The sequence below is a fragment of the Tardiphaga sp. P4_G1 genome (assembly GCF_056401215.1).
The window spans coordinates 1-16773 of record NZ_JBFUJU010000006.1 but is presented as its reverse complement, the minus strand read 5'-3'; the positions used below and the strand labels follow the sequence as shown (position 1 = coordinate 16773).

Genomic DNA, 16773 nt, shown 5'->3' with positions numbered 1-16773 from the left:
TTGTTTTTCCTTTTCTTGTGAGAGGGCTCAGGCGGTCAGCGCGCGCTCGAGCTTGTCCATACCTTCGTCGAGGATTTCGTCCTGGGCGGTCAGCGGAACGAGCACGCGGATGGTGTTGAAGTTGACGCCGCAGGACAGCAGGATCAGGCCTTCCTCGGTGGCCTTCTGCGTCACCTTCTTGGTCACTTCGGCGTCCGGCGTGTCAGAGCCGCGCTCCTTGACGATGTCGAAGGCGATCATGGCGCCGACATTGCGGATGCTGGCGATCGGCACGAGGTCGTTTCGCTGCTGCATCTTCTTCAGGCGCGTGGTGATGCGCTCGCCGATATGGTTGGCGCGGTCGATCAGTTTCTCCTTCTCGAATACGTCGAGCACGGCCATCGCTGCGGCAATCGCCAGCGGGTTGCCGGCGTAGGTGCCGCCGAGGCCGCCCGGATCGGCTGCGTCCATGATCTTGGCCTTGCCGATCACGCCCGACAGCGGGAAGCCGCCGGCGAGGCTCTTCGCCACGGTGATGAGGTCGGGCTTCACGTCGTAATGTTCCATCGCGAACATCTTGCCGGTGCGGCCGTAACCGGTCTGCACTTCGTCGGCGATGAAGACGATTCCATTCTCGTCGCAGATCTTGCGCAGTGCGCGCATCAGTTCCGGCGGCGCCTGATGGAAGCCGCCTTCGCCCTGCACGGGTTCGATGATGATGGCCGCGACGCGGGCCGGATCGATGTCGGCCTTGAACAGGAAGCTGAGATACTTCAGCGATTCCTCAACCGTGACGTCGAGCGGCGCGGCCGGGAACGGCACGTGCCAGACTTCCGGCATGGCTCCGCCAAAGCCCTTCTTGTACGGGAACACCTTGCCGGTCATGGTCATGGTCATGTGGGTGCGGCCATGGAAACCGCCGGTGAAGGCGATCACGCCGGCGCGGCCGGTGGCGGCGCGGGCCATCTTGATGGCGTTCTCGGTCGCTTCGGCGCCGGTGGTGAAGAATGCGGTCTTGGTGGCGCCGTCGATCGGCGCCAGCTTGTTCAGGCGCTCGGCGAGGGTCACGTAGGATTCATACAGCAGCACCTGGAAGCAGGTGTGGGTGAAGTTCTCCATCTGCGCACGCACGGCGGCCATGATGGTCGGATGGCAGTGGCCGGTGTTGAGCACGGCGATGCCGCCGGCGAAGTCGACATAGCGCTTGCCCTCGACGTCCCAGACTTCCGCATTCAGCGCGCGCTGCGCCGAGATCGGAGTGGAATGGCCGATGCCGCGGGGAACAGCGGCTTCGCGGCGCGCGAAGATTTCTGCGTTGGTTGGCATGCGAGTTTGTCCTTCGAGTTTTCTTGGATGTTGTTGGGTGTGGATCAGTGGATGGAGCAGGCTGCTGCGCCGGGCGCTGTAGGCTCCCTCGCCCCGCTCTTGCGGGGAGAGGGGTGGGGTGAGGGGCTCTTGCGATCCCCAAGTGCATTGCGTGCGATGAGCGCCGTGCCAAGCCCCTCACCCGCCGCGAAGACGCGGCGACCTCTCCCCGCGCAGTGCGGGGAGAGGTTAAGAAAGCGCGGCGTGCTGGTGTTCACTCGATAAGTCCAATCACCGCGCGGCTTCGAAACCGGCGAGCGTGGAGGTCAGGTTGGCGCCGAGGATGTCGGAGAGATATCCGCCTTCCTGAACGAGGACCGTGGGCAGGCCCATGCGCGCAACGGCTTCGCCGATGCGCTTGAAGCCCGGGGTGGTGACTTTCAGGGCCGCCAGCGGATCGTGCTCGGATGCATCGAGGCCGAGAGCGAGAACCAGAGCCGTCGGCGCAAACGACTTGATGGTCTTCTCGGCGACAGCAAGCGCGTCGATGAAACCGTCATCGCCGGTGCCGAGCGCGAGCGGGATGTTGAGATTAGTGCCGAGGCCGTTGCCTTCGCCCTTCTCATGGGCATAGCCCCAGACGAAGGGGTAATAGCCGATGGGATCGGCATGGATCGACACCGTCAGCACGTCCGGACGCGCATAGAAGATGCCCTGCGTACCGTTGCCGTGATGCACGTCGACATCGAGGATCGCGACGCGCTCGTGCTTGGTGCGCAGATGCTCGGCGGCGATGGCCGAATTGTTCATGAAGCAGAAGCCGCCGGCCATGTCGCGATAGGCGTGGTGGCCGGGTGGGCGACACAGCGCGTAGACGGCATCTTCGCCGTCCATCACCATCTGCGCCGCGGTGACGGCGACGTCGGTGGAGGCGCAGGCACCAAGCCAAGTGCCGGGGCCGATCGGCGCTGCGGTATCCGCGGTGTGCCAGCCGAGCTTGCCAGTGATGTGGGTCGGATAGCTGCCCGCCACGCGGTTCGGATGGATATTGGCGATCATCTCCGGGCCGTAATCCGGCAGCTTGATCCATTCCTCCCAGGCGCCTTCGAGGAAGCGCAGATATTCCGGCGAGTGCACGCGGGCGCGTGGGCCCTGGCCGAATTCGGTCGGCGCGACGATCGTATGCTTTCCGTCGGCGAGACCCTTCAGCAGGCGCTCGGCGCGCTCCGGCTGCTCGGTGGTTTTACGGACCTGACCGCGCACCAGAAAGAACTGCGGATCGTGGCTCTTGTGCTTGTCGGAATACACTGCCTTCACGTGGCGGCTCCATTCGTTGAGGAGGGAAGTTCGCGGACCAGCTTGCCGACTTCGCGCCAGGCAGCGCCGATGTGATAGTCGATCCGCGCGGTGATGATATCGGGATGCCCCTGTTCGAGGACTTCGAGCAGTGCCTCATGGGTCTGCGCAATACGGTGCGGATCGTCATAGAGCCGGCCGATCAGGCCGATCGTCATCCGCAGTTCCGAAGCAAGATCGTCGAACAATCGCAGCAGGCGCTTGCTGCCGGCGATTTCGCAGATCATGCGGTGAAATTTGTAGTCTTCCTCGATCTGCCGGGCGTGATCGTCGATCGCTGCCGTTTCATGCATGACGTCGATCTGCCGGCGCAGCATGTCGCGATTGGCAGGCGTCATGTTCTTGGAGGCGAGCACGCCGGCATGACATTCGACGCAGATGCGCAGGTCGTAGACCTCGTCGATATCCGTTGCTTCAAGCTTGCGGACGAAGAAGCCACGGCGTGGATGCGAGACCAGCAGGCCCTGTTGCTCGAGCAGCCGTGCAGCTTCACGGACAGGAGCGCGGCTGACGCCGAGTTCGCGGGCGATGCCGGCTTCGACGACTTTGGCGCCAGGCAGCAGCTGCCCCTTGATGATGGCCTGGGTCAGGATGCGTGCGACCTGCCCGACAAGATCGGTGTCGGCGAGGGCGGTCAGACCAACTGGAGGAGACATCAAACGCATGCGGGGGACCCGTTTCTTCCCCTGTACAAGAATTAATCGTCGATTGTCGACAGTTTAATCTTGCGAGCTGCCATGCGATTGTGTTTCCTGCCCGCACCTTAAAAAAAGCCGGGAACCGCGCCTGTGAATATGCATGCAAACCTTACGCCGACCCTCGATGCCGCCAAGCAGGTTCGTATCGATCTTGCTGCGGCCTATCGTCTGATCCATCGCCTCGGCCTCGATGACAGCATTTACACGCATATTTCGGTGCGCGTCCCCGGCACCCAGGACCGCTTCCTGATCAATCCCTATGGCATGCGCTTCGAGGAAGTGACGGCCGGCAACCTCGTCACCGTCGACGTCGACGGTAAAGTTGTCGACGATCCGCTCGGCCTCGGTATCAATCCGGCCGGCTTCACCATTCACAGCGCCGTTCACGCCGCCCGCCACGACGCGCAGTGCGTGCTGCACACGCATACCGTTGCCGGTGTCGCTGTGTCGTGCCTGAAGGACGGTCTGCAGCCGCTGAACCAGTGGTCGATGCAGTTCACCGACCGCATCGCCTATCATGACTTCGAAGGCATCGCGCTAGACCTGTCCGAGCGCGAGCGTCTTGTCGCCGATCTCGGCGACAAGATGGTTCTCATCCTGCGCAATCACGGCCTGCTCACCTGCGGCCGCTCGGTCGGTGAGGCCTTCAAGCTGATGTTCAACATGGAGCGCTCCTGCCGCGCGCAGCTCGCGATTCTTTCAACCGGCGCAGAAGTCATTCGCCCGTCCCATGCCATTGCCGCGCACACCGCCGGCCAGTATGACCGCGGTTACGACAAGGTGCATGGCACCGAAGGCGGCAAGCCGGACAGCGAGTGGGAAGCGTTCAAGCGCATGCTCGATCGCACGGACGCCGATTACAAGAATTGATCCGACTTCCGCTACACATCGTCAACTGATCTGGGTTACGTGCCTGCCGGCACTAAGGGGAAAGATATGTTGAAGAAATTTGTATTGGCTTTGGCACTGAGCACCGTGAGTACAATGGCGCTCGCGCAGGAGCAGAAGATGGGCGGCACCATCAATGCGGTGATCCAGCCTGAACCGCCGGGCCTGATGCTCGCACTGGTTCAGAACGGCCCGACGCAGATGGTCTCGGGCAACATCTATGAAGGCCTGCTGCGCTACAGCAAGACGCTGGAGCCGCAGCCGGGTCTCGCCGAGAGCTGGACCATCAGCCCGGATGCCAAGACCTACACGTTCAAGCTCAAGCAGGGCGTGACCTGGCACGACGGCAAGCCGTTCACCGCGGCCGACGTGCTGTTCTCCATCGAGACGCTGAAGGTCACCCATGCCCGCGCCCGCAACAACCTTGTGCAGCTCGACAAGGTCGAAGCGCCGGATGATTACACCGTCGTCTTCACGTTGAAGCAGCCCTTTGGCCCCTTCATCGGCATCTTCGAAGTCGGCTCGATGCCGATCATCCCGAAGCACATCTATGAAGGCACGGACGTCAAGACCAATCCGGCGAACAATACGCCGATCGGTACCGGCCCGTTCATGTTCAAGGAATGGAAGAAGGGCTCGTTCATCCAGCTGGTGAAGAACCCGAACTACCACGTCAAGGGCAAGCCCTATATCGACGGCATTTACTGGCAGATCATTCCGGACGCCGCTGCGCGTTCGGTGGCCTACGAGACCGGCAAGGTCGATGTGCTGCCCGGCGGTTCGATCGAGAATTTCGACGTGCCGCGCGTCAGCAAGCTGCCGAATACCTGCGTCACCGGCGACGGCTGGGAGTTCTTCTCGCCAATGGCCTGGATGTGGCTCAACAACCGCACCCCCGTGCTCGCCAACAAGAAGGTGCGTCAGGCGATCATGTATGCGGTGGACCGCGAATTCGCGCGCGACGTGATCTGGAACGGTCTCGGAAAAGTCGCTACCGGCCCGTCCTCGTCGGCGATCAAGTTCTACACCGACAACGTGCAGAAGTACCCGTACGATCCGGCCAAGGCCAAGGCGCTGCTGAAGGAAGCCGGTTACAAGGGCGAGAAGGTCCGCCTGATGCCGCTACCCTATGGCGAAACCTGGTCGCGTTGGGGTGAAGCTGTGAAGCAGAACCTCGTCGACGTCGGCATGAATATCGAGACCATCGCCACCGACGTTCCCGGCTCCAACCAGAAGAACAGCGAATGGGATTACGACATCTCGTTCACCTATCTGTATCAGTATGGTGATCCGGCACTCGGCGTCGGCCGCAACTATGTGACGAGTGCAATCGCCAAGGGCCAGCTCTTCAACAACCTCGAGGGATACTCCAATCCTGAGGTCGACAAGCTGTTCGAAGAGGGCGCCGTCGCCACGCCGGATTCGAAGCGCAAGGAAATCTACGAGAAGGTCCAGAAGATCCTCGTTGAGGACGTTCCTGTTGCCTGGCAGCTTGAACTGCAGTTCCCGACCATCACGAACTGCAAGATCAAGAACCTGATCACGACCGGTATCGGCGTCAATGACGGCTTCCGCGACGCCTGGATCGACAAGTAAGCTTTCAGCCTGATGCCCGTGACGATCCCTGGGATCGTCACGGGTTTTCTTTGTGTACCCTGACCTGAATGCGATGGACCTCTGATGCTGTCATTCGTTGCCCAGAGGATCGTGAAGGGCGTGTTCGTCCTGATTGCGATCATCGTGATGAACTTCTTCCTGATCCGTCTTGCGCCCGGCGATCCCGCAGCGGTGATGGCCGGCGAGGCCGGCGCCAGCGATGCGCAATTCGTCCAGCAGCTGCGTGAAAAGTTCTCACTGGACAAGCCACTGCCGGAGCAGCTGTTCATTTACGTGAAGGGTGTCGTCACCCTCGACCTCGGCTTCTCGTTCCGCCAGCAGATGCCGGTCGCAAAGCTGATCGCCGAGCGTCTGCCGGCGACGCTGCTGCTGACGCTGACGGCGTTCGGCATCTCGCTGTTGCTGGGCGTCACATTCGGTACGCTGGCCGCAAGATTTGCGGGGACATGGGCGGACACCGCCATCACTGTCTCGGCGCTGCTGTTCTATGCCACGCCGATCTTCTGGGTCGCGCTGATGTCGATCCTGCTGTTCTCGGTCTATCTCGGCTGGCTGCCGAGCTTCGGCTACGAGACTATCGGCGCGAACTACACCGGGCTTGCGCATGTCAAGGACGTGGCCCTGCATCTGGTGATGCCGGCCATGACCATCGGCCTGTTCTTCATGGCGACCTATACGCGCATGACGCGCGCCTCGATGCTCGAGGTCAAGCGGCTGGATTTCGTCAAGACCGCGCGCGCCAAGGGCCTGCGCGACAACATCATTCAGCGCCGCCACGTGCTGCGCAACGCGCTGCTGCCGGTGGTGACGCTGGCCGGCGTTCACTCCGGCACACTCGTCGGCGGCGCCGTGCTCACCGAGACGGTGTTCGCTTGGCCCGGCATCGGCCGGTTGCTCTATGAGGCGCTCTTGCAACGCGATTATAACCTTCTGCTCGGCGTCTTCGTGGTCTGCTCGGCGATGGTCCTGATCTTCAACCTCGTCACCGACCTCGTTTATCGACTGGTCGATCCACGCATCGAGTTTGCATCATGAAGAAGTTCTGGAAATTGATGCTGCGCAATCCCGGCGGCGTTATCGGTCTGGTCATCATCACGCTTGCGATTTTCGTCGCGCTGTTCGGGCAGATGATCTTCCCGACCTCGCCCTGGCGCATGGTGCAGCGGCCGTTCCTGCCGCCCTTCACCAATCCCATGGTGACCCTCGGCACCGATGCGCTGGGCCGCGACGTGTTCGCCGGCCTGATCTACGGCGCACGCGTGTCGTTGCTCGTCGGTCTCGTCTCGACCACGGTGGCGCTGACCATCGGCGTGCCGCTCGGCGCCATCGCCGGTTATTTCGGCGGCAAGGTCGACGACGCCCTGATGCGCTTCACCGAGTTCTTCCAGACCATTCCGAGCTTCCCGCTGGCCATTGTGCTCGTGGCGATCCTGCAGCCGTCGATCTATTCCATCGTTGGTTCCATCGCCATCGTCTCGTGGCCGCCGGTGGCGCGTCTGGTACGCGGCGAGGTGCTGTCGCTGCGCACGCGCGAATATGTCCAGGCGGCCATCGTGACCGGCCAGAGCAATACCTGGATCATCTCGCGCGAGATTTTGCCGAATGCGCTGTCGCCGGTGATCGTGCTGGCGTCGCTGATGGTGGCCAATGCGATCCTGCTGGAATCCTCGCTGTCGTTCCTCGGCCTCGGCGATCCCAACCTGATGTCCTGGGGCTACATGGTCGGCGCGGGCCGGACGGTGATCCGTCAAGCCTGGTGGATCACGGTCTTCCCCGGCGTCGCCATCCTGATTTCAGTGCTCGGCATGAACCTGATCGGCGAAGGCCTCAACGATGCGCTCAATCCGCGCCTGGCGAAGGATAGCCGCTGATGACCGCTACCCCCGCCGTTTCCATCAAGAACCTGAAGATTGCTTTGCCGAAGAGCGCCGAACGCCCTTATGCGGTCGATGGCGTCTCCATCGATCTCATTCCCGGTGAGATCGTCTGCGTCGTCGGCGAATCCGGTTCCGGCAAATCCATGTGCGCGCACGCGCTGATGGGCCTGTTGCCGGATACGGTGAAGACCGAGACCGGCGAAGTTCTGTTCGAGGGGCAGAATCTCTTGAAGCTGGACGAAAGCGGCTGGCGCGAAGTGCGCGGCCGCGGCATCGCCATGGTGTTCCAGGAGCCGATGACCGCGCTCAATCCGCTGATGCGGATTGGCGAGCAGATGATGGAAATGTTCGAGGCGCATAATCTTTTGACGCCGAAGGAGCGCCGCGCCAAGGCCCTCAGCCTCGCCAAGGAAGTCGGTCTGCCCGATCCAGAGCGCATCATCCGCGCCTATCCGCACCAGCTCTCCGGTGGTCAGCGCCAGCGTGCGATGATCGCCATGGCACTTGCGCTCGAACCATCGGTGCTCGTCGCCGACGAGCCGACCACGGCACTCGACGTCACTACCCAGGCTCAGATCCTCAAGCTGATCCGCAATCTGCAGCGCAGCCGCAACATGGCGGTGATGTTCATCACCCACGATTTCGGCGTCGTTGCCGATATCGCCGATCGTGTCGTGGTGTTGCGCCATGGCAAGATCGTGGAAGAAGGCTCCATCGACGCCGTCTTCAGGAATCCGCAGCACGATTACACCAAGGCGCTTCTCGCTGCCGTGCCGTCGATGCATCCGCCGGTGCGCGCGTCGCTGGATGAAAATGCGAAGGCTGTCGAGGTCATCGGCCTCGACAAGACCTATGTGACCTCGGGCGGCTGGTTCAAGCCGGATCGCCGCGTGCAGGCGGCGAACGAAGTCACGTTCTCCATCATGCAGGGCGAGACCGTCGGCCTGGTCGGCGAGTCCGGTTCGGGCAAATCGTCAGTGGCGCGTCTGGTGATGCGTCTGATCGAGGCCGACCGCGGCACCGTGCGCATCGGGGATATCGATCTCACGGCCCTCGAAGGCAAGGCGCTGCGCGCGCAGCGCCACCGCATCCAGATGATCTTTCAGGACCCGTTCGCCTCGCTCAATCCGCGTCGCCGGGTTGGCCAGATCATCACCGATGGCCCGATCGCTCGCGGCACCGATCCCAAAGTCGCGATGCAGCGTGCGCGTGATCTGCTCGGGATGGTCGGACTCGATGCCGGCTCGCTCGATCGTTATCCGCATGAGTTCTCCGGCGGCCAGCGCCAGCGTCTCGGCATCGCCCGCGCGCTTGCGATGGATCCCGAGATCATCGTCGCCGACGAAGCCGTCTCCGCGCTCGACGTCTCCGTGCAGGCGCAGGTGCTGAAGCTGCTGGAAGACCTCAAGGCCCGCCTTGGTCTCTCGATGCTGTTCATCACCCACGACCTTCGTGTCGCCGCACAGATCTGCGATCGCATCGCGGTGATGCAGCGCGGTGTGATCGTCGAGCTGAAGCCGACGGCGCAACTGTTTGCGGCGCCGGAACATCCCTACACCCGCGAATTGCTCGGCGCCGTCCCCGGCCAGAGTTCGCCATCCCAGGCCGCCTGACCTTATGCCGACGTCTCCCGTGACTTGCGTTTTCCTGAGCAGGACCATCAACCTGCGCAAATACCTGACCAACGAAATCGCCCGGCTCGACGGCAAGGTGAGTTTTGTCGATCATCTCGACGGCACCGATCCCGCTAAAATTGACATGGCGGTGAGCTGGCATCCGCATGCGGATGCGTTCGATCACTATCCGAACCTCAAGGCGGCGTGTTCCATCGGCGCCGGCGCCGACAGCATCCTGAACTGTCCGAGCCTGCGCGACGGCATCGACGTGGTGCGCGTGGTCGAACCGGCACAGGCGCAGATGATGTCCGGCTTCGTGATCTGGAACGTGATCTATCACCAGCGCCAGTTCGGGACCTATCTGCAGAACCAGCGTGATCGCGTGTGGAAGCGCCTCGGCGGCGGACGCCGGCCGTCCGAGGTTGCGATCGGCATTCTCGGCTACGGCGCCATCGGTGCGCGTGTCGCGTCCGATCTGGCGATGCTCGGCTTTCCCGTCCGGGTGTGGAGCCGCTCGGCCAAGCCGACGACGCCGGGTGTGACCGGCTTCCACGGCAGCGACGGACTCGACGCGATGCTCGCGGGCTCCGAGGTGCTGGTGAACCTGCTACCGCTGACCGAGGAAACCCGCGGCATTCTCAATGCAAGCCTGTTCGCCAAGCTGCCGCGTGGTAGCTATCTCATCCAGGTCGGCCGCGGCGAGCATTCGGTTGAGCAGGATATCCTCGATGCGCTCGCCAGTGGGCAGCTCTCCGGCGCGACACTCGATGTCTTCCACACCGAACCGCTGCCCAAGGACCATCCGTTCTGGTCGCATCCGCAGATCGTGCTGACGCCGCATGACGCCTGCGAGGTCACCATGACCGCCATTGGTGACACCATCCTCGCCACGGCGGAAGCCGTACAGGCCGGTGTGCAGCCGAAGGATTCGGTGGATCGCGGGAGAGGTTACTAACACTCCGTCATGGCCGGGCTTGTCCCGGCCATCCACGTCTTTGGACGAGTCAAGAAAGGCGTGGATGCCCGGCACAAGGCCGGGCATGACGACCGAGAGAATGGCGTTAGGCCCCTTACTCCACCGCCAGCCCCGTCACCGCGCTCGACGCCTCCAGCCAGTGCAGGAAGCTGCCAGCCATGCTGCGCGCGACCGCGATGTGGAAAGTCGGCGCCTCGTCGACCTTCCACAGCGTCACGCCCATATGTGCGATCGGCGTCACCGCAACGCTGCCGGCTGGAAACGCCGCGGCGCTGAGATCGAGGGCGACGCCCTTGGCCAGCACATCGAGCAGGGCCGGACCTGACAGCCGGAGCAGGCCAACGCTGTCGGACTGATCGACCACGGAGGCGAGGCCGTCGAGCTGCTGCGCAAGGCTATCGACGAAACGCGGTGTGCCCGCATCATGGGTCACCAGCCAGCGGCCGGGACCGGTGCCGAGAAATGACGTGGCATCGCTGCCGGAGCCATGCGGTCCCAGTGGCAGGTTGATATCGAACTGTTCTCTCACCGCAGCGGCGAGCGCGGCACCCTGGCCTTCGCGCGCCATGACGGTGGCAACGGCGATGCCGCGGCGTTCGCGTGCGATGACGCCGCGGCCATCGCCCGTGGAGCGCAACTCAGCGAAGGCAGAGATGTGAGCCAGATCAAGCACGCAGCCGCGCTCCTTCTGCATCGACGAAGACGGGATCGACGACTTCGAGCTCATAGTCGCCGGAGCGTACCGGGTCCCAGGCGCGGATGATCTCGCCATGCCGCTCGGGTCCGCGGGCCAGCAGGCCGAGCCCGATCCAGTGATTATTGCCCGGGCTGAAGGCTGTCGAGGTGATGAAGCCGGCATTGTTGTCCGGTGCAGGCGTCACGCCGCGCGCGAACAGCAATGTGCCATTACGCAAACGCTGGCTGCGATCGATCGGCTGCAGGCCCACCAATGTCGGGCGGTCGGGATCGATCAGCGCCTCGCGCACCGCCATGGTGCGGCCGATATAGTCCTTCTTCACCGACATCATACGCTCAAGTCCGAGATCACGCGCCACGGTCTGGCCGTTGAGTTCGGAGCCGGCGACATGGCCCTTTTCGATCCGCATCACGCTGAGCGCTTCGGTGCCATAGGGCGTAACGCCGAGCGGCTTGCCGGCCTGCATCAGCGCGTTGAACAGCGCTTCGCCATAGCCCGCTGGCACGGCAATCTCATAGGCGAGTTCGCCGGAAAACGAGACGCGGAACAGCCGCAGCGGAATGTTGCCGACACGAAACTCGGCGCAAGCCAGATAGGGGAAGACTTCGTTGGAGATGTCAAAGGCATCGCCAAGCAGGGCCTGCAGCAGCTCGCGCGACTTAGGCCCGGCGACGGCATACTGCGCCCATTGCTCGGTGACCGAGACCATCTGCACGTCGAATTCGGGCCACAGCACCTGATGGCAGTATTCCAGATGCTGCATCACCTTGCCGGCATTCACGGTGGTGGTCGTCATTACATAATGATCGGCGGAGAGCCGCGCGGTGGTGCCGTCGTCCATCACGAAGCCGTCCTCGCGCAGCATCACGCCGTAGCGCACCTTGCCGATGGGCAGCGTCGAGAAGGTGTTGATATAGACGCGGTCGAGGAACGTGCCGACATCCGATCCGCACAGCGCGATCTTGCCGAGCGTCGAGACATCGCAGATGCCGACGCTGGAGCGCACCGCCTTCACCTCGCGGGTGACGCTCTGCAACCAGTCGCTCTCACCGGGCGCGTTGAACCATTGCGCGCGCATCCATTGGCCGGCTTCAACGAAGGTGGCGCCCGCCGCAGCGGAGGCCGCGTGGCTCGCCGTCAGCCGCGTCGGCTTGAAATGCTTGCCGCTGTGCAGGCCCGCAAAGGCGCCGATGGCAACCGGCACATGCGGCGGGCGTGCCCGCGTCGCGCCGGTCTCGGCGATGGTCTTTTTGATTTCGCCGGCGAGGATCGCGAGGCCGTTGACGTTGGACGTCTTGCCCTGATCGGTCGCCATGCCCAAAGTCGTGTAGCGTTTGAGCTGTTCGACCGAGCGAAAGCCTTCCTGCGCGGCAAGGGCAACGTCTGTCGCGGTGACATCGTTCTGAAGATCGACAAAGGCCTTGCGGCGCGATCCCGCGAACAGCCAGACCGGATTGTTGCCGGAAGCCTCGTCGCTGGCGGTGATGGGCTTCTGTGTCTGCAGGCCGAGACCGACATGCGAAGCAGCTTTTGCGCCGGCCTGCGCGCCGTTCTCCAATGCTTGCGTCAGCGTCCATTGCGCCGCTGCGGCGCCCGCGATCTGCATGCCCGGTGGCGTGTCGCTGCACAGAAATGCCGATTTCTCCTCCGACCAGTTGCCCCTGCCGCCCAGATGCGTGGCGATGCCGATGCTCGGTGACCAGCCGCCGGACACGCCAAGCGTATCGACGGCCACAGAGCGCGTCTGGCCAGCGCTGTCGGTGATTGTGATGCTGGTCAGCCGGCGATAGCCCGATGTGTCCGAGACATGCGCGCCGAGGAATTGAGGTGTATTGCCCGCGAGTCCGCGCACCTCAGGCGAAACCTCCGCACGAGCGTCGACCATCACGGCGATCTCGGCGCCGGCCTTCTGCAGTTCGAACGCACTGCGCCAGCCATCATCCGATGTCGTGAAGATGGCGATGCGCTGGCCCGACACCACGCCAAAGCGATTGGCATAAGTGCGCAAAGCCGAGGCCAGCATGATGCCGGGCCGGTCGTTGCCGGGAAACACCAGCGGTCGTTCCTGTGCGCCAGCGGCGAGCACACACTGTTTGGCGACGATCTTCCACAGCCGCTGACGCGGCATGTGAGGAAGTGGCACCGGCAGGTGATCGCTGACACGCTCGATGGCGCCATATTCGCCGTCATAGGCACCGAACACGGCGGTGCGCTTGAGGATGCGGACATTCGGGAGCGTATTGAGTTCGGCTTCGGCCATTGCCGCCCATGAGGCTGCCGAGACACCATCGATCAGCGCGGTGTCGCTGAGCAGCCGACCGCCGAGCACAAAGTCTTCCTCTGCCACGATCACGCGCGCGCCGGCGCGTCCCGCGGCGAGCGCTGCGGCAAGGCCCGCCGGGCCGGCGCCAATCACCAGCAGATCGCAGAAAGCGTGAGACTTCTCATAAGTGTCGGGATCGTCGAGACCGCTGAGTGCGCCGAGGCCCGCCGAGGCACGGATCGCCGGCTCGTAGAATGTCTCCCAGAACGCTGCTGGCCACATGAAGGTCTTGTAGTAGAAGCCGGCATTGAGCAGCGGGCCGGCGAGCTGATGCACGGCGCGCAGATCGAAATTCGGCGACGGCCAGCAGTTCTGACTCGATGCCTCCAGCCCGTCGAAGAGCTCAACCGTGGTGGCCTTGGTGTTCGGTTCGGCGCGCGCGCCCGAGCGCAGCGTCACCAGCGCATTCGGCTCTTCCGGCCCGGCCGAGAAGATGCCGCGCGGCCGGTGATATTTGAACGACCGGCCGACCAGCATCGTGTCATTGGCGAGCAGCGCCGAGGCCAGTGTGTCGCCCGCATAGCCGCCATAGGTCTTGCCGTCGAAGGTGAAATTGATCGGCTTCGATTGGTCGATCAATCCGCCGGAGGCGAGGCGACGCGAGATGCTCATGACGTCGCCTCGTCATGAGCGAGCACGGCGTCGATCACCTCATGCGTCGAGACGTTGCGCGTGACCTTGAGCCAGGCGTGGCAGCCGGCGGCGTGATACCAATATTCCCTGTGCACGCCGGCGGGATTGTCGCGCAGATAGACATAGTCGAACATTGCATCGGCATTATCGGGCGCGGGCCGTGTCAGCGTGGCGTCGCCGGAATAGGAGAACTCCGAGGCGTCACGGGATCCGCAATAGGGGCAGGGGATGCGCATGGGGCCTCAGTGCAGGTTCGGTTGGGCGCCCTGGCCCTTTTCGTCGACGACGTGACCGCTGCGAAAACGACCGAGCAGCAGGCGATTGGCAGCGGGATGCGGCTCGTCCTTCGCCAACAGATGCGCGAAGACGAAGCCGGAGCCCGGCGTCGCCTTGAAGCCGCCATAGCACCAGCCGGCATTGAGATAGAGCCCATTGATATGGGTGCGGTCGATGATCGGCGAGCCGTCCATCGACATGTCGACGAGGCCGCCCCAGTTGCGCAGCACGCGCGCGCGGCCGATCGCCGGCATCAGCGCCATGCCGCCTTCGCAGACGTCCTCGACCACGGGCAGGTTGCCGCGCTGGGCATAGGAGTTGTAACCGTCGATATCGCCGCCGAACACGAGGCCGCCCTTGTCGGACTGGCTGATATAGAAATGTCCGGCACCGAAGGTGATGACCCCGGGGATGACGGGCTTCAGTCCCTCGGAGACGAAGGCCTGCAGCACGTGGCTCTCGATCGGTAGCCGCATCCCGGCCATCGCGGCCACGCGCGACGACGAGCCGGCGACCGCGAGGCCGATCTTTTTTGCCTTGATCGCGCCGCGTGAGGTCTGCACGCCCACCGCGCGACCATCGACGATATCGATCCCCGTCACTTCGCAATTCTGGATCACGTCGACGCCGCGGTCGCTGGCGCCGCGGGCATAGCCCCAGGCGACGGCATCATGGCGCACGGTGCCACCGCGTTTCTGCAGTAGCCCGCCCTGGATCGGAAAGCGCGCCGCATCGAAATTCAGGAACGGATAGAGTTTGCGGACACCCTCGCGATCCAGCAATTCGGAGTCGGCGCCGTTCAGCCGCATCATGTTGCCGCGGCGGGCATAGGCGTCGCGCTGGCCGTCGGAATGATACAGGTTCAGCACGCCGCGCTGGCTGACCATGGCGTTGTAGTTGAAATCCTGCTCGAGGCCTTCCCACAGTTTCAGCGACAGCTCATAGAGCGATATATTCTCGGAGAGCAGATAGTTGGAACGGATGATGGTGGTGTTGCGGCCGATATTGCCTGACCCGATCCAGCTCTTTTCCAGCACGGCGATATTCTTGAGGCCGTATTCCTTGGTGAGATAATAGGCCGTCGCCAGCCCATGGCCGCCGCCGCCAACAATGACAATGTCGTATTCGGGCTTCGGCGCAGCATCACGCCATTGCGGCGTCCAGCCTTTATGGCCGGTAAGGGTTTGCCTGAGCAGCGACGTCAGCGAATAGCGCATGGAGAATCCGGTGGCGATCAGGCCCGGAGTGTCGCGTATTTCGGGGATCGGCACCAGTCCATGCGCGACATTCAGAAGCCCATCAGCGACATCGTGAGATTATGCCGCTTAGCGCGCCAGCCAGAAGCCGCCCACCACCAGGATCATGGCCAGCAGGCTGATGACCCCGAGCACGGCCGCAGTGATGGCCAGCAGGCCGTGGGAGTCGAGCCATCCGCGCAATGCCTTTTCCATGGTGCTGAAACTCTCCCGGTGATTTGAGTTTATCGTTGCAGGCTGGCACCGTATCAAACACTTCAGGCGCCGTCGTCTCGGACGGTTTCGCCATATTGAAGAATTGACATGCTTGAGGAAGTGACATGGACAATCTGAACACGCAGGGCATTTCAGTGCCGAAGCTCGGCCTCGGCACGTTCAAGCTCACGGGCGACGGCTGCGTCGCCGGCGTGGAAAGCGCCATCGGGCTCGGCTATCGCCACATCGATACCGCCGAGATGTATGGCAACGAGGCCGAAGTCGGTGCCGGCATCAAGGCCTCCGGCATCGCGCGTGGGGATCTCCATGTCACCACCAAGGTCTGGCATGAGAATCTCGCGCCGGATGCCATCAAGCGCGCTTTCGACGCCAGCATGAAGAAGCTCGGTCTGGACGTCATCGATCTCTATCTGGTGCACTGGCCGTCGAAGGGCATGGACCTGCCGGCGATCTTCAAGACGCTGATGGGGTTTAAGGACGAGGGCCGCATCCGCGCGCTCGGCGTCGCGAATTTTCCGGTGAAGCTGATGAAGCAGGCGGTGGAGGAGATCGGCGCCCCGGTCGCCTGCAATCAGGTCGAATATCATGCGCTGCTCGACCAGACGAAGCTGCTGACTTACCTGCGGTCGAAGTCGATCCCGCTGGTGGCCTATTGCCCGCTCGGTCAGGGCCGGCTTGCGGACAACGATGTGATGGAAAAGATCGCCGCTAAGCACGGCGTGTCAGCGGCGCAGGTGGCGCTGAAGTGGTTGCTTGATCAGGACGGTGTGGCGGCGATCCCCAAGGCGTCGCGCAAGGAGAGCCAGCAGGCCAATCTCAACGCGCTGAAGGTGACGCTGGACGACGACGACCGCAAGGCGATCGCGGCGCTGCCGAAGACCCAGCGGCTGGTAAATCCAGGCTTCGCGCCGGATTGGGATTGATCTGTCTTCCCCTCTCCCCCCGCGAAGCGCAGCTTCGCGAGGTGGGAGAGGGTGGAGAGGGTGGATCGAACCGCGCAGCGGTTCGAGACGGGGCCACAGGCTCCGTACGTTGTGGCGCCCCCGGCGCCCCCACTGCC

At 63.3% G+C, this 16773-nt stretch carries 15 protein-coding genes; 7 read left to right on the top strand and 8 right to left on the bottom strand.

From position 1 onward, the window contains the following. Nucleotides 1–27 precede the first annotated feature (27 nt). The 3 genes from gabT to AC1DUY_RS15290 form a co-directional block, all read right to left on the bottom strand. On the bottom strand, nt 28–1305 hold the full coding sequence (gene gabT, locus AC1DUY_RS15300) for a 4-aminobutyrate--2-oxoglutarate transaminase (RefSeq protein ID WP_478115328.1): 1278 nt from the start codon (nt 1303–1305) through the stop codon (nt 28–30). 270 nt (nt 1306–1575) lie between these two features. After that, a complete protein-coding gene (locus AC1DUY_RS15295; RefSeq protein WP_478115326.1) occupies nt 1576–2601 on the bottom strand; it encodes a histone deacetylase family protein in 1026 nt (341 codons plus the stop codon). After that, nucleotides 2598–3296 carry a GntR family transcriptional regulator gene (locus AC1DUY_RS15290; RefSeq protein ID WP_231078048.1) on the bottom strand — a complete coding sequence of 233 codons (699 nt, stop codon included), beginning with the start codon at nt 3294–3296 and terminating at the stop codon, nt 2598–2600. The genes AC1DUY_RS15295 and AC1DUY_RS15290 overlap by 4 nt, the downstream gene beginning before the upstream one ends. A gap of 138 nt (nt 3297–3434) precedes the next feature. Here AC1DUY_RS15290 and AC1DUY_RS15285 point away from each other — a divergent pair, with 138 nt between their 5' ends. The 6 genes from AC1DUY_RS15285 to AC1DUY_RS15260 all read left to right on the top strand — a co-directional run bounded on the left by AC1DUY_RS15285 (nt 3435) and on the right by AC1DUY_RS15260 (nt 10291). After that, complete coding sequence (locus AC1DUY_RS15285) at nt 3435–4208, top strand: class II aldolase/adducin family protein (RefSeq protein WP_093759488.1); 774 nt, start codon at nt 3435–3437, stop codon at nt 4206–4208. Nucleotides 4209–4274: 66 nt separating this feature from the next. After that, nucleotides 4275–5822, top strand: coding sequence for an ABC transporter substrate-binding protein (locus tag AC1DUY_RS15280; protein ID WP_478115324.1), 1548 nt, complete (start codon nt 4275–4277; stop codon nt 5820–5822). 84 nt (nt 5823–5906) lie between these two features. Continuing rightward, a complete protein-coding gene (locus tag AC1DUY_RS15275) occupies nt 5907–6878 on the top strand; it encodes an ABC transporter permease (RefSeq protein ID WP_478115322.1) in 972 nt (323 codons plus the stop codon). After that, entirely contained in the window at nt 6875–7714 is an 840-nt protein-coding gene (locus AC1DUY_RS15270) for an ABC transporter permease (RefSeq protein WP_093759485.1), read from the top strand. The genes AC1DUY_RS15275 and AC1DUY_RS15270 overlap by 4 nt, the downstream gene beginning before the upstream one ends. After that, nucleotides 7714–9333 carry an ABC transporter ATP-binding protein gene (locus AC1DUY_RS15265; RefSeq protein ID WP_441228648.1) on the top strand — a complete coding sequence of 540 codons (1620 nt, stop codon included), beginning with the start codon at nt 7714–7716 and terminating at the stop codon, nt 9331–9333. Before AC1DUY_RS15270 ends, AC1DUY_RS15265 begins: the two co-directional genes overlap by 1 nt. Nucleotides 9334–9352: 19 nt before the next feature. Beyond that, nucleotides 9353–10291 (top strand): 2-hydroxyacid dehydrogenase, encoded by a 939-nt coding sequence (locus tag AC1DUY_RS15260; RefSeq protein WP_478115319.1) that lies wholly within the window; start codon nt 9353–9355, stop codon nt 10289–10291. Between the two features lie 115 nt (nt 10292–10406). Here AC1DUY_RS15260 and AC1DUY_RS15255 read toward each other — a convergent pair whose 3' ends face one another. The 5 genes from AC1DUY_RS15255 to AC1DUY_RS15235 form a co-directional block, all read right to left on the bottom strand. Continuing rightward, nucleotides 10407–10985 carry a sarcosine oxidase subunit gamma gene (locus tag AC1DUY_RS15255; RefSeq protein ID WP_478115317.1) on the bottom strand — a complete coding sequence of 193 codons (579 nt, stop codon included), beginning with the start codon at nt 10983–10985 and terminating at the stop codon, nt 10407–10409. Then, entirely contained in the window at nt 10978–13944 is a 2967-nt protein-coding gene (locus AC1DUY_RS15250) for a sarcosine oxidase subunit alpha family protein (protein ID WP_478115315.1), read from the bottom strand. The genes AC1DUY_RS15255 and AC1DUY_RS15250 overlap by 8 nt, the downstream gene beginning before the upstream one ends. Next, nucleotides 13941–14201, bottom strand: a complete 261-nt coding sequence (locus AC1DUY_RS15245; protein ID WP_093759480.1) for a sarcosine oxidase subunit delta — start codon at nt 14199–14201, stop codon at nt 13941–13943. Before AC1DUY_RS15245 ends, AC1DUY_RS15250 begins: the two co-directional genes overlap by 4 nt. Before the next feature lie 6 nt (nt 14202–14207). Next, complete coding sequence (locus AC1DUY_RS15240; RefSeq protein WP_478115867.1) at nt 14208–15458, bottom strand: sarcosine oxidase subunit beta family protein; 1251 nt, start codon at nt 15456–15458, stop codon at nt 14208–14210. A gap of 108 nt (nt 15459–15566) precedes the next feature. Beyond that, entirely contained in the window at nt 15567–15692 is a 126-nt protein-coding gene (locus tag AC1DUY_RS15235) for a hypothetical protein (protein WP_256461202.1), read from the bottom strand. A 125-nt stretch (nt 15693–15817) separates the two neighbouring features. On the opposite strand from AC1DUY_RS15235, the gene AC1DUY_RS15230 reads away from it, so the two are divergent. After that, nucleotides 15818–16636 (top strand): aldo/keto reductase, encoded by an 819-nt coding sequence (locus AC1DUY_RS15230; RefSeq protein WP_478115312.1) that lies wholly within the window; start codon nt 15818–15820, stop codon nt 16634–16636. Nucleotides 16637–16773: the final 137 nt, after the last annotated feature.

What these genes read in the sequence shown, in the direction of transcription:
- gabT (WP_478115328.1), bottom strand. Translation starts at nt 1,305, where the DNA reads ATGCCAACCAACGCAGAAATCTTCGCGCGCCGCGAAGCCGCTGTTCCC.
- AC1DUY_RS15290 (WP_231078048.1), bottom strand. Translation starts at nt 3,296, where the DNA reads ATGTCTCCTCCAGTTGGTCTGACCGCCCTCGCCGACACCGATCTTGTC.
- AC1DUY_RS15285 (WP_093759488.1), top strand. Translation starts at nt 3,435, where the DNA reads ATGCATGCAAACCTTACGCCGACCCTCGATGCCGCCAAGCAGGTTCGT.
- AC1DUY_RS15280 (WP_478115324.1), top strand. Translation starts at nt 4,275, where the DNA reads ATGTTGAAGAAATTTGTATTGGCTTTGGCACTGAGCACCGTGAGTACA.
- AC1DUY_RS15275 (WP_478115322.1), top strand. Translation starts at nt 5,907, where the DNA reads ATGCTGTCATTCGTTGCCCAGAGGATCGTGAAGGGCGTGTTCGTCCTG.
- AC1DUY_RS15270 (WP_093759485.1), top strand. Translation starts at nt 6,875, where the DNA reads ATGAAGAAGTTCTGGAAATTGATGCTGCGCAATCCCGGCGGCGTTATC.
- AC1DUY_RS15265 (WP_441228648.1), top strand. Translation starts at nt 7,714, where the DNA reads ATGACCGCTACCCCCGCCGTTTCCATCAAGAACCTGAAGATTGCTTTG.
- AC1DUY_RS15250 (WP_478115315.1), bottom strand. Translation starts at nt 13,944, where the DNA reads ATGAGCATCTCGCGTCGCCTCGCCTCCGGCGGATTGATCGACCAATCG.
- AC1DUY_RS15245 (WP_093759480.1), bottom strand. Translation starts at nt 14,201, where the DNA reads ATGCGCATCCCCTGCCCCTATTGCGGATCCCGTGACGCCTCGGAGTTC.
- AC1DUY_RS15240 (WP_478115867.1), bottom strand. Translation starts at nt 15,458, where the DNA reads ATGCGCTATTCGCTGACGTCGCTGCTCAGGCAAACCCTTACCGGCCAT.
- AC1DUY_RS15235 (WP_256461202.1), bottom strand. Translation starts at nt 15,692, where the DNA reads ATGGAAAAGGCATTGCGCGGATGGCTCGACTCCCACGGCCTGCTGGCC.
- AC1DUY_RS15230 (WP_478115312.1), top strand. Translation starts at nt 15,818, where the DNA reads ATGGACAATCTGAACACGCAGGGCATTTCAGTGCCGAAGCTCGGCCTC.